We start from the raw sequence: 12252 nt of genomic DNA, 5'->3' as shown, positions 1-12252 counted from the left end.
GCTCATCGATGTCGACATCGCTTTCATCGGCATCTGCCGCTGACGCTTCTGCCGCTTCATCGAGTAGGCTATCAACATCAAGGTCATCTTCTTCAGCGCCTTGCTCGTTTGCGCTGTTTTCATCAATTAGCTCATCGATATCGACATCGCTTTCATCGGCATCTGCTGCTGGCGCTTCTGCCGCTTCATCGAGCAGACTATCAACATCAAGGTCATCTTCTTCAGCGCTTTGCTCGTCTGCGGCGTTTTCCTCTAGTAAGTCATCGACATCGAAATCGTCATCCGCCGGCTCGGACTGCGTTTCATCAACAAGCTCATCAATATCAAAGGTGTCACCCCCTGACTCGCCACCTGTCTGCTCGAGCTGATCGTCAGCCAACTCCTCAGACAATGCGGCCATCGCCTCATCGCTATCATCGCTCGCTTCTTCACCGTTAGCGTTTGCCTGTGACTCGTCTTCGCTATCGTCGGTGGCAAATAAGTCGTCAATATCTTCGTCGCTAAGAATATCGCTATCTGGTTCATTTTCTTCTGGCACATCAACACTGATGTCATCGCCAGGGGCATCAAAATTTTGCTGTAATACCGCTTCTTCTTGGCTCACTTCAGTATCAGACTCATCGTCAAATACCACGTCATCATCAAGTAAGCCGTCTAACTCGTCTTGGTCTAACAGTGAGTCGATATCGTCAGCCCCATCACCGCCTTCATCTAAAATATCGTCGCTTTGATCAAGGAAGTCGTCATCGTCTAACTGAATGCCTGGCTCATCTAACGCATCATCGGGGTCATCGAGCGGTAAATCATCAAGGCTGTCGTCATCCGCACCTAAATCTAGGTCATCGATACCGGCCTCAGGTTGAGTTTGCATTTGCGGCGCCGGTGTTTGCGGTAGGAATTCATCGTCGTCGCTTGGCTCAGGCTCTTTTGCTGACTGGCGTTTCTTTAAAATGAAAATAATTAACCCGAGCACGGCTAATGCTGGAATAGTCATCATCAAAACTAATTTCAGCCACGTTGGGATGCCTTCGAGCGCACTTTGTTCTTGCTGCGCTTGCTGTAACTTCTGCTGCGCCATGGCCTCACGTTCAGCCAGTATTTGTTGCAGCTGGCGCTGCAACTCTGCGTCCTTTTCGTCAAGCTGATCTTTGACTGTCGCAAGCTGTTCGCTGATCTTCTCAAGTTGCGATTTCAGCTGACGATTCTCAGTCAATATCGCCTCTACATCGGTCACAGACGACTTGAACTGCTCTTGTAGCTCCACCAAACGCTCGCCTTGTAAACGCTTAAGCTGCTCTAATTCGCTTTTCAGTTCCGTTTTGGCTTTTTCGACATCTTCTTGACGCGCCGACGTGGTTTTTTTCGCGACCAAATCGATTTCATTACTATTGAGCGTGCCGTTTTTAATTTTTTCCCACAAACGGTCATCTTGCTCAGACTTTTGTCGTGCCTGAGCCGGGTCAATAGTACGAATTTCATTTAACGAGGGAATACGCAAATATGCGCCATCACGCATGTGGTTAAGGTTTTTGTCTAAAAATGAGTCGGGGTTTTTCTCGTAAAGGGCAACCATTACTTGATACATGGTCACTGAGTTGTCGGGACGCACCTTGGCAGCGATTCGCCACAAGGTGTCAGTTGGCTTAATGGGTCCGATAGAACGGCCTTGAGCACCATAGTCGACCCCTTTAGGACCACGAATTTCAGTGCTTTGCGCACTCGTGCCAGCCGCTACTAGGGTCGCGACAACAAAAACCAGTGTAACTAAACCGCGCATGCTTTTCCTTTACTCATTTTTTTGTGCTTTATGGAAGGTTATCGGCCGCAAAAGCCATCTCCCGAGTCATTGTTTTTCTTGTGTTTATCAGCAAGCTTTATTCCACTTTCAAACTATAAACCAGATATAGGGGAATATCCACGCCGGAAAGGGAATTTCACTTTACTCCGAAACAATTGATAACTAAGAAAAAAGCGGCAATTTGCCGCTTTTTTACTGTACTTACTCGCCGTTGGCCTTCATTTTACAAATATTCGGCAATGAGCGCCTCAGCAATCTGCACACTATTGGTCGCCGCACCTTTGCGAGTGTTATCGCTGACGATCCACAAATTTAAGCCGTGTGGATGAGAAATATCTTGCCGCACGCGGCCAACATAGACGCTGTCATTGCCGCTTGCATCGGTCACCGGCGTCGGAAAATCATGGTCATCATTGATAAGCTCAACACCTGGCGCTTGCTCGAGCAGCTGTTTAACGTGCTCAACATCCACTGGCATACGTGTTTCTAGGTGTACCGCTTCAGCATGACCGTAAAATACCGGCACGCGCACCGCTGTTGGGTTCACTAATACGCTGTCATCACCAAGAATTTTTTGCGTCTCCCACACCATTTTCATTTCTTCGCGGGTGTAGCCATTGTCTTCAAACTTATCAATTTGCGGAATGACGTTAAAAGCCATTTGCTTGCTAAAGACTTCATTTTCCATGGGCCGGCCATTCATTAAGTGCGCCGTTTGCTTAGCCAGCTCTTCCACCGCTTCTTTACCTGCTCCCGACACCGCTTGGTAGGTTGAGACGTTAATACGATCAATGCCATAGGCGTCATAGATAGGCTTCAGCGCCACCATCATCTGAATGGTGGAGCAGTTCGGGTTAGCAATGATATTACGATTGCGAAAATCTGCTAGCGCTGAGCTATTCACCTCAGGCACAACCAGTGGCACATCAAACTCATAGCGAAACTCTGAGGTATTATCGATGACGATACAACCAGCCTCGGCGGCAATGGGAGCATATTTTTGTGACACACTGCCACCAGCCGAGAACAGACCAATATGGGCATCAGCGAAGTCGAATTGCTCGACATCCAACACCTCAATGCTCTGGCCATTAAACTCAATTTCCTCACCGGCAGAGCGACTGCTGGCCAATGGATAAAGGTTATCGACCGGAAAGTTACGCTCCGCGAGCGTTTCGATGATTTGGCGACCTACGAGCCCTGTGGCTCCTAATACCGCGACGTTAAACTTTTGCGACATGCTATTTCCTCAGGCATTAAATACTGAACCCCAGTGCAGCCAGCGCACTGAGGTGAGGGTTATCACCGCGCAGCCGCAAGGTGCTGAGCTCACGGCGAACCGGATAATTCTTTCTTAGGCTATCAAAGCCCTCTGTCGCGAGTGCTTGACGCATAATGGCATCATCGCGACGAACGTCATAAATAAGGTGTACAAGCGAGCCAAGCTCCTGCAATGTCCAACTAGGGCTTAATGTGAGTTCATTTAAACTTGGCGTCGGCAGCAGCTCACTGAGGGTGGCTTCAGCGCGAATCCCCAAGTGCTGACACAACGCTTGATACAACATAAAGGTGCCTCGACCTTTACCTTCGAGGGTATGACCGCCAATATGCACCGTAGCTAAATCCACATAATTCATCAGCTCAGTGAGAATATGTGGCTCATTTTCCCACACATCTAATACCAGATGCAGGTCATTGTCACTTTGCTGACGCGCCAGCAAAGCGGCGTTATCAATCACATCACCGCGACTGGCATTAATGATCACCTTGTTGCTGGCTAAAGCCGCAATGCGCTCGGCATTGAGTAAGTGCCGCGTTTGATGACTGCCTTCTTTTACCAAGGGCACATGGAAGCTAATGATGTCTGCTTGCGCTAGCGCCTGCTCTAGTTCGTACCATTGGCCGCTGTCACCTCGCGCGGCACGCGGCGGGTCAACAAGCATAGTTTGCACACCGATGGCGGCGAGCTTATCGGCTAAGCATTGGCCAATATTGCCGACCCCCACAATAGCCACCTTCTTGGTGAATAGCGAAAACGGTTGTTGCTGCGCTAACACCAGCATGGCACTTAGCACGTATTCTGCCACCGCAATGGCATTGCAACCTGGGGCATTGGTAAAAGGAATACCACGGTTTTGCAAATACCCTTGGTCGATATGATCGATACCAATGGTCGCCGTGCCAACGAAAGAGAGTTGCGTGTTGCTATCTAGCAGCTGCTCGTTCACCTGGGTCACCGAGCGCGTTAGCAGTACATCGGCATGCTGCGCTTGTGCCGCTGTGAGTGTGCGCCCATCGAAGCGCTCGACATCGCCCAGCGGTGAAAACAATGCATCCACCAAAGGCATATTTTGATCAGCTAATATCTTCATGGCAGTTATCCCAGCCCAGTTTGGAGCGCCATTCTAATCGCCCTTGGCACACAAAGCAAAAAGCCACGCATCAGCGTGGCTTTATGATTAACAAAGCAGCAAAATTAGCCTTTGTATTTACTCATCACCAATGTGGCGTTAGTACCGCCAAAGCCGAAGCTATTCGACATCACCGTATTTAGTTCCACATCGCGACGCTCAGTGGTTATATCCAAGCCTTTTGCTTGCTCGTCAAGCTCATCAATGTTGATAGATGGCGCTACAAAGTTATTCTCTAGCATGAGCAAAGAGTAAATCGCTTCATGAACACCGGCCGCGCCGAGCGCGTGACCCGTCATTGCTTTAGTCGCGCTGATAGCCGGTGATTGCTCACCAAATAGCTCTTGAATAGCACCGAGTTCTTTGACATCGCCCACTGGCGTCGAGGTGCCGTGGGTATTAAGGTAGTCAACAGGCCCTTGTAGGTTTTGCATCGCTTGTTTCATACAGCGAACGGCACCCTCGCCCGATGGCGCCACCATATCAAAGCCATCGGAAGTTGCACCGTAACCGGTGATTTCGGCGTAGATATGCGCGCCACGGGCCAATGCATGCTCTAGCTCTTCAACCACGACGATACCGCCGCCACCGGAGATGACAAAGCCATCACGGTTGGCATCATAAGTGCGAGACGCTTTTTCTGGCGCATCGTTATACTTGGTCGACAAGGCGCCCATGGCGTCAAATTCCATTGCTAGCGTCCAGTGCAGCTCTTCGCCGCCACCGGCGAAAATAACATCTTGCTTGCCTAGTTGAATTTGCTCTACCGCATGGCCAATACAATGCGCCGAAGTGGCACAGGCCGAACTAATAGAGTAATTCACACCTTTAATTTTAAACGGCGTGGCCAAACACGCCGACGTGGTGCTAGCCATGGTGCGCGGGACCATGTATGGGCCTACCCGCTTAACCCCTTTCTCGCGAAGAATATCGGCGGCTTCCACCTGATACTTCGATGAGCCACCACCAGAGCCAACAACCAATCCGGTGCGCTCATTAGACACTTGCTCGTCGGTGAGTTTAGCGTCAGCAATGGCCTGAGCCATTGAGATATAAGAATAGGCTGCTGCATCGCCCATAAAGCGGTGAGCTTTGCGGTCGACGTGCTCTTTAACATTAATATCAATGTGGCCAGAGACCTGGCTACGCAAATTGTATTCTGCAAATTCAGGGTTAAAGGCAATACCACTTTTACCCGTTTTTAGAGATTCCAGTACTTCTTCTTTGTTATTACCGATGCTAGAGACAACACCTATACCCGTAATGACGGCTCTTCTCATGAGAATTTACCTTAGCTTAGATCTAAATTGCGTATAGTTTACGCGGAAACTGATTCCGAAGTGGTCATTCCAGCGTACATATGTACACTGAAATTTTCAAGCGCCCGAGATGATCTTTTAGTGACAATATACGCACCGCTGTAAAGTCGCTAAAATAGTGGGCAAAGACTTACGCAAAGAGCTAAAATGATTACCCACGCTAAAATCCATTTTAATGACTGTGGCACCCCCGTCGCCGACGATTTTGACGATGTTTACTTCTCTAATGAAGACGGCCTGGCAGAATCTGATTATGTATTTTACCAGCATAACCACATCAGTGAGCGACTATGCAGTCATCCGCGCGAGCAATTTGTCATTGCCGAAACAGGGTTTGGTACGGGTTTAAACTTTTTGAATGCATGGCAACGCTTTGCCACCCAAACAGAGAAAAAAGCCACCCTGCTGCATTTTATCTCCTTTGAAAAATTCCCTATCCAGCGTCAGGATTTAGCCCGAGCTCTAGCAGCCTGGCCGCAACTGAGCCATTACAGTGAGCAACTGGTGGCACAGTATCCCGAGGCCTTGCCTGGTTGCCATCGCCTGCACTTTGGTGATGTGACCTTGGATTTATGGATTGGCGATGTGCTTGATAGCATCGAGCAGATGAACTTCAATCAGCATGGTCTTGTCGATGCGTGGTTTTTAGATGGCTTTGCCCCGAGTAAAAATCCTGATATGTGGCAGCAGTCCTTGTTCGATGCTATGGCACATCTTGGTCGCGAAGCCGCCACCTTTGCCACCTTCACCGCTGCAGGCTTTGTACGCCGAGGGCTGCAGCAAGCCGGGTTCAAGGTGAATAAAGTGAAAGGCTATGGCCGCAAGCGCGAGATGATAGTGGGTGAGCTTGAACATACCACCGCGACCACCAATGTTCCGGCGCCATTTGTTCGCCATACCCGCCCCTTAGATAAGGTTGCCATTATTGGTGGTGGCATTGCTGCGGCGACATTGGCTCATCGGTTAACGGCACGCAATATTCCTTGCACCCTCTTTTGCGCTGACGACGAACTGGCACAAGGTGCGTCGCACAACAAACAAGGCGCAGTGTATCCGCACTTGCAAGCAGATGTATCGCCCTCCAGTGAGCTCTTCGCGCACAGCTTTTTATATGCCAAGCGCTTGTACGAGCAACTGGCAAACGATGTTGATTTTGCCCACCAATGGTGTGGCGTGCTGCTACAAGGCGTTAAAGAGGAAGGACAAAAACGCCATGCCAACTTGCTCAGTAAGAACAATTGGCCGCAGTGGTTGATACAGGGTGTCGATGCGGAGCAAGCAAGCGTTATTGCCGGCATTGATACTCCCTATGGTGGTTTATTCATCCCTGATGCGGGCTGGGTTAGCCCAGTGGAACTGGTGCAGGCACTAGTCACTCACGCCAAGCAGCAGGCGCAGCTCGACATTCACTTTGCCACTCAGGTTACGGCTGTTAATCGCGTGGGTGAGCGGTGGCAATTGCTATGCAAAAACCAGGGCTATGACGATTTTAGCGATGTATTTATTTGTATGGGGGAGCACTCCACTGAGCTGTTGCCAAAGAACGAGTTGGCGCTACAAAGTGTGCGCGGTCAAGTGTCACACCTGAGCGCCAGCGATAACTCGCGCAAGCTCAACACTGTGCTTTGCCACAAAGGGTATTTTACACCGGCTCACGATGGCAGCCATTGCATGGGCGCGACCTTTGAAAAAGACACCCAAGCGCGGGATATTCGCGATGCTGATGATCGCACTAATTGGCAACAATTTGCCGGGTTTTATGGTGATTGCGACTGGACTCAAGAATTGCAGAATATCAACGGTGCCAAAGCCGCTATTCGCGCAACCCTCGCCGACCATTTGCCTATTATTGGGCAATATGCGCAACAAGACGATTATATGGCGGCCTTCCCATTGCTATCTAAAGGACAGTGGCAAGGCCAGCAACCACTGCGTCATCAAAACCCTGGTTTACACTTGTTTACTGGCTTAGGGGCACGAGGCTTGTGCACGGCTCCGCTGTGCGCTGAGAGCTTAGTTGCCAGCCTATGTGACGAGCCATTGCCGATTTCAAATCGTGTCGATCAGGCCCTGCACCCTGCCCGTTTTATTATTCGCGACCTAAAGCGCGGACAAATAAAGTGATTTTTGGTTAAATATAGGTTAAATTTTATAATATAAAGATGTGTTTATAATCGGAGTGAAACCATGAATAACGCTTTTCGCCGACTTGCTACCACCCTTGCAGGAAGTGTTTTGGTAGCGGCGAGCAACCTAGCCTATGCGGACTTGTCTTTGCTACCTTTGCCAGAAGATTTTACCACCCGCATGACCGTGGAAAAGAAATACCCCATGGTGCTTGATGGTTTCACTCGACTCAGTGACAACGAAGTCACTGATTTTTATCAGAGTAAGCTGGGTGAGCCGTTGAATATTACCAGTGATATTGGCCGCTTTACCTTGTTTTATGATGTAAACGGCCATCCGGTACGCATTAGTGTGTATCAACGTGATGAGTGGACAGAAATCAGTGCCATGGTCAGCGCCGCTAACGAATAAGTTACGCTGATGAGCCTTATGGCTTAGCTATTTGAATCACTACGCGACGGTTTTTGCCGCGACCAATCACCGTCTCGTTTGGAGCCACATGGCGCTTCTCGCCAAACCCCGTAGTCACCAACTTACCTTCATCTACACCTAACTCTTTAATATACTCGGCAATCGCCGCCGCACGGCGTTTAGAAAGTTCGAGGTTATTCCAACGTCCACCATAGCTATCGGTATAGGCCGAGATCATCACCGACTCTATTTCTTTGTCATGCTTGAGGTACTCACCTATCTGTGCGAGGCGCTTTTTCGATGATTTGGTCAACTCGCTGGAGTTCTTCTTGTAGTTCATCACCGTAAACGCGATATCTTCAAAACTAAAAGGCAATAATCCGTCACGACATTGTAAAAACGCCCAATATGCTTGCTTAAAATTAACCGACGATAAGCCCACCGAAACCTGATCACGGGCGTTACGCCAGTCTTGGTAGTAAAAAGTGGGATGATTGCCCTTTTCTAGCTCTGAGAGCATCTCCCAGGCCGTGCTGTCACCGAGCTCGCCATCGAATTGCCGCAGTAGCTCCATTGACGCTAACGCTTTCGCATGGGTGCCTGGGCGCCAGCTTGGCGGCACCGCTTCCAATGCTGCTAAGTCATAATTATTGGGGCGAACAACCATGTCCAAATTAAAGTTTAAGGCTTTATTTTTGCTGGCATGAGCGCGGAATATGGCTTCGCCATAATAGGGAACTTCATGATTAAGTTGGCACTGTAAACGCGAGTTTTCTACCAAGGTCCAATGCGAGGACTGTGCTGAAGCCTCATAGCTGCGCATCGCCGCCTGCGCTTGGGCGCTTAACAACACACTCAATGCAATTAATGAAAACCTAATCATGATGTGAACATACCTCGTCGAATCATTGACGCTTTTACCGTGTACGAAACGCAATGCAATACTTGTACCACAGAAAACGAACATGATGGCACTATGGCGTGATTAATTTTACCTTAGCCCCTGTTGGCATGGCGCAGTTTTTGCCATAATAGCCGGCCTTTATTGGCTTTGGGCAGTATTATGGCAGACACAGAACCAACACGCTTTGCACAGCGCTTTCGCGGCTTCTTTCCTGTAGTTATCGACGTGGAAACCGCTGGCTTTAATAAAAATACCGACGCATTGCTTGAAATTGCTGTCACCACATTAAAAATGGATGAGCAAGGCTACTTGCACCTAGACCAAACGCAACACTTCCATGTTGACCCTTTTGAAGGGGCAAACATCGAGCAATCGGCTATTGAGTTTAATGGTATCGACCCTTTCTCGCCATTGCGTGGCGCGGTGGATGAAAGCGAAGCAATGAAGAGTATCTGTAAATTTGTACGCAAAGCGCAAAAAGACGCTGGTTGCCAACGCTCCGTGGTGGTTGCTCATAATGCTGCCTTTGATCATGGCTTTTTAAATGCCGCCATTGAGCGCTGCAAAATTAAACGTACGCCATTTCACCCCTTTGTAAGCTTTGACACCACGTCGCTGGCCGGATTAGCGTTAGGACAAACGGTACTGGCGAAAGCGTGTCGCACTGCGGGAATCGAGTTTGATAATGCCCAGGCACACAGCGCCTTGTATGATACAGAGCGTACCGCTGAGCTGTTCTGCTTTATCGTTAACAAATGGCAAAGCTTGGGAGGCTGGCCGCTCGCTAGTACCGAGACTAGCGAAGAGCCTACACCGCCGGCAAATACCGAAGGCGTCTAAGGCCGCAAGTGCCTTAAAGTGGAAATTGTTGAGTGATTTTGCCTTCACTCAACAGCGCCGAATGCGGCGGATAGATACGTGATATCTGCGTGGTATCATGGGCAATTTTCAGCTCCACTCCAGGGTGCATTAAGTCATTTACCCGCACACGGCTCGTGCCCAACAACATATTAATGCGCTGTTGCACGAGTCGTTTTTTCTTCTCTAACCCTTGCTTGATGGCCACCCACTGAGCTTCATGCTTATCCAAATGTGCGCACTGACGTTTGCGTTTGTCATTATCCGCCTCTTTTAAGGCCTTTTTACGAAGCACCTGTAAGGCAGCAAACTTCTCGTTAATGCGTTTTTGCTGTTCAGCTAAGGTTTTACGCTTTTGTTTTAGTTCATAGTAATACTGACCCAGATACACTTTAGTGCGTGTACCCGATGGCGCACCTAACTCGCCAGTTTCTATGCGCAAAGCATTGCTGACAAAGCCACCAATCAACTTGCCTCGGGGGTTTTTGCCCCGACCAACACGAATTAAGCGCCGAGCGCTTAGCTCACAGTGCAGTGCTTGGCGGTCGATAAAGATATCTTGCTGCGATTGAATATCACTGTATTGAGCATAGCCAATAGAGACACTGCGTTTAGCTTGAATACGGCAACTACAGGGCTCAGACTCGTCTCGTTTGCGTCCGATCACGCCCTTAACGACGGTGATCTCATTGTCGCTTTGTAGCGTTGCCGATTCGACAAAGCCCAAGACGGTGATATCACCAGTGGCGACAATTTGCATCGCATCTTTTACATCACCGCTGACAATCACACTGCCCTCGAAGCGAATATGCCCCGTTGTTGCATCAACAAAGTCGTAGCACAGCACGTCGTCCACTCGCACACCCCGAGCAAGTGCAACCGGCACCCCGACAGCGTCGGCCACCAAGAGGTTCTCATTGTCACTGTCTAGACGCGTGCCTTCCATAACCTCAAGCGGAAACTGCCGACCGGGTTTAGGCGCAAGTTGCTCGCCAAATAAATTGTACCCAGGCTCCCCTGCCGTTGCAGGCACTCTTTGCATTAACGGGCTACCCGGCTTCACAGTAATAATATCGCCAAGGTCGCGCATGTCGACCTTGCCATTTTCAGCTTCTTTCGGACATAAAACGCGATCTTGAGCGGTGGCGCATAGACGAATAAAACGTGCATCTTCACCACTTTTCGCTTTACGCCCAACAGCAACAATTGCCGTGGCACGCCCCCCAGGTGGCAGCTCAAACTGCTTCGCTAGCAATAACTCAAGCGCTTTACGACTAATACCTTTTTTAATTCCAGCTTCACGAAGTTGGCGCACAGCGTTGTCTAAATCTAAAATTTCACCACCAAGAGCGCAGGTGAGCTCGCCCTCTGCCATCATCAGTGGTTCATCGATATTCACATTCAGACGAGCATTAACTGCCCGCGCTACAACACGTGACGGGTTAGACTTAGACGGATTAAATAATGCCGCGATATTGGCATCAAGGATTTCGCAGTCGGCGTAAGGCGATTGCGCCAGTAATTCCATAAGCTGAGTAGCGCTGGCAGGTACTGAGCCATTCATGGGGTGATCAATTAAGCTCACCTCGCCACTGAGCTTATCAAAGGCAAATAGGGACACGTTATTTTACTTCCAAGAAGCGCCCAGCAAGTGAGCACGATTTTATTATTAGTGTTTTTGCATCGAGCGCTATTTGACCATACTCATACTTAATTGTTAAGTAATTGTTCATACTCTTTTCGCAGTTGTTATAGCAAATGCGTTGTTTTTGCACAGGGAATAGGCAAACACGCCTGATTTATAAGAAATTCACTTGCTTTCGCTTGTAGTAGGGTCACGCTCTCAGTTATACTTATGGATACTGAAACGTATTTCAGGGGCTGATTAGGATTCGACGGGATTCAAGACGCCTGAGGTGCATGTCGAGGTGCGGTTGGCCTCGTAAAAAAGCCGCATTTTAAAGTAATCGCAAACGACGATAACTACGCTCTAGCGGCATAATAGCCCGCTAGCACTTCTCCGGTGTATGTCTGTGGACCCGGTTCTGAAGTGTCACCCTACACAGACTCGCTACGGAAACCCTGGCCGGGGTTGAAGGGTTAAAACTAAGCGGCCTCGCCTTTGTTTATCGTGTGCGTCCGAGACTCAAAGGTTAACCAAAAGACGATACTAAACATGTAGGACCGATGGTCGAGGTTTTCCGGACGGGGGTTCAAATCCCCCCAGCTCCACCAACACCACAGACAAAGCCGCTTTTTAGCGGCTTTTCTTTTGCCTGAAATTCGTTATAAATCAACAAACTCAATACTTAACCATTCCATTTAGACTTAATAACAGTTTTTAAAATTTACAATCTTATGTACCATCAGAAGTACCACAGAGGCTTTTTCAATCAAATTGGTGGTACATAAAATGCCAAAGAT

Annotated in this window: 9 protein-coding genes and 1 other RNA gene; 4 read left to right on the top strand and 6 right to left on the bottom strand. The window is 49.0% G+C overall.

The annotated features are described in order from the left end of the window. The 4 genes from W04_RS07445 to fabB all read right to left on the bottom strand — a co-directional run. Nucleotides 1-1777, bottom strand: a 1777-nt coding sequence (locus W04_RS07445; RefSeq protein ID WP_305777622.1) for a FimV/HubP family polar landmark protein, incomplete at its 3' end; no start/stop codon positions are given. Between the two features lie 244 nt (nucleotides 1778-2021). Next, complete coding sequence (locus tag W04_RS07440) at nucleotides 2022-3038, bottom strand: aspartate-semialdehyde dehydrogenase (protein ID WP_053910370.1); 1017 nt, start codon at nucleotides 3036-3038, stop codon at nucleotides 2022-2024. A gap of 16 nt (nucleotides 3039-3054) precedes the next feature. Continuing rightward, nucleotides 3055-4170 carry a 4-phosphoerythronate dehydrogenase gene (locus W04_RS07435; protein ID WP_053910369.1) on the bottom strand — a complete coding sequence of 372 codons (1116 nt, stop codon included), beginning with the start codon at nucleotides 4168-4170 and terminating at the stop codon, nucleotides 3055-3057. Nucleotides 4171-4274: 104 nt separating this feature from the next. Continuing rightward, nucleotides 4275-5489: a beta-ketoacyl-ACP synthase I gene (gene fabB, locus W04_RS07430; RefSeq protein ID WP_053910368.1), complete on the bottom strand. Its 1215-nt coding sequence runs from the start codon at nucleotides 5487-5489 to the stop codon at nucleotides 4275-4277. A 186-nt stretch (nucleotides 5490-5675) separates the two neighbouring features. Here fabB and mnmC point away from each other — a divergent pair, with 186 nt between their 5' ends. Together mnmC and W04_RS07420 are read left to right on the top strand one after the other, a co-directional pair. Next, entirely contained in the window at nucleotides 5676-7652 is a 1977-nt protein-coding gene (gene mnmC / locus W04_RS07425) for a bifunctional tRNA (5-methylaminomethyl-2-thiouridine)(34)-methyltransferase MnmD/FAD-dependent 5-carboxymethylaminomethyl-2-thiouridine(34) oxidoreductase MnmC (RefSeq protein ID WP_053910367.1), read from the top strand. A gap of 63 nt (nucleotides 7653-7715) precedes the next feature. Further along, nucleotides 7716-8066: a hypothetical protein gene (locus W04_RS07420; RefSeq protein WP_022945659.1), complete on the top strand. Its 351-nt coding sequence runs from the start codon at nucleotides 7716-7718 to the stop codon at nucleotides 8064-8066. 16 nt (nucleotides 8067-8082) lie between these two features. On the opposite strand, the gene W04_RS07415 is transcribed toward W04_RS07420, so the two are convergent. Continuing rightward, the gene (locus tag W04_RS07415; RefSeq protein ID WP_045978129.1) at nucleotides 8083-8949 is read right to left on the bottom strand and encodes an OmpA family protein; all 867 of its coding nucleotides are present in this window, start codon (nucleotides 8947-8949) and stop codon (nucleotides 8083-8085) included. A gap of 180 nt (nucleotides 8950-9129) precedes the next feature. Here W04_RS07415 and rnt point away from each other — a divergent pair, with 180 nt between their 5' ends. Continuing rightward, nucleotides 9130-9810 carry a ribonuclease T gene (gene rnt / locus W04_RS07410; RefSeq protein ID WP_026111206.1) on the top strand — a complete coding sequence of 227 codons (681 nt, stop codon included), beginning with the start codon at nucleotides 9130-9132 and terminating at the stop codon, nucleotides 9808-9810. A 13-nt stretch (nucleotides 9811-9823) separates the two neighbouring features. On the opposite strand, the gene W04_RS07405 is transcribed toward rnt, so the two are convergent. Continuing rightward, a complete protein-coding gene (locus W04_RS07405) occupies nucleotides 9824-11449 on the bottom strand; it encodes a DUF342 domain-containing protein (protein ID WP_053910366.1) in 1626 nt (541 codons plus the stop codon). Nucleotides 11450-11705: 256 nt separating this feature from the next. Here W04_RS07405 and ssrA point away from each other — a divergent pair. Continuing rightward, nucleotides 11706-12063, top strand: a transfer-messenger RNA (tmRNA) gene (gene ssrA / locus W04_RS18700). The last annotated feature ends 189 nt before the right edge of the window (nucleotides 12064-12252 follow it).

Origin of the sequence: Pseudoalteromonas sp. SW0106-04 (assembly GCF_001293805.1) — a bacterium.
GTDB lineage: Bacteria > Pseudomonadota > Gammaproteobacteria > Enterobacterales > Alteromonadaceae > Pseudoalteromonas > Pseudoalteromonas ruthenica.
Note: the sequence above shows the minus strand (reverse complement) of the source record. Positions and strands in the feature narration are given on the sequence as shown.

Coding starts and splice junctions, on each gene's coding strand:
- fabB (WP_053910368.1), bottom strand. CDS start 5,489: ATGAGAAGAGCCGTCATTACGGGTATAGGTGTTGTCTCTAGCATCGGT.
- rnt (WP_026111206.1), top strand. CDS start 9,130: ATGGCAGACACAGAACCAACACGCTTTGCACAGCGCTTTCGCGGCTTC.
- mnmC (WP_053910367.1), top strand. CDS start 5,676: ATGATTACCCACGCTAAAATCCATTTTAATGACTGTGGCACCCCCGTC.
- W04_RS07415 (WP_045978129.1), bottom strand. CDS start 8,949: ATGATTAGGTTTTCATTAATTGCATTGAGTGTGTTGTTAAGCGCCCAA.
- W04_RS07435 (WP_053910369.1), bottom strand. CDS start 4,170: ATGAAGATATTAGCTGATCAAAATATGCCTTTGGTGGATGCATTGTTT.
- W04_RS07420 (WP_022945659.1), top strand. CDS start 7,716: ATGAATAACGCTTTTCGCCGACTTGCTACCACCCTTGCAGGAAGTGTT.
- W04_RS07440 (WP_053910370.1), bottom strand. CDS start 3,038: ATGTCGCAAAAGTTTAACGTCGCGGTATTAGGAGCCACAGGGCTCGTA.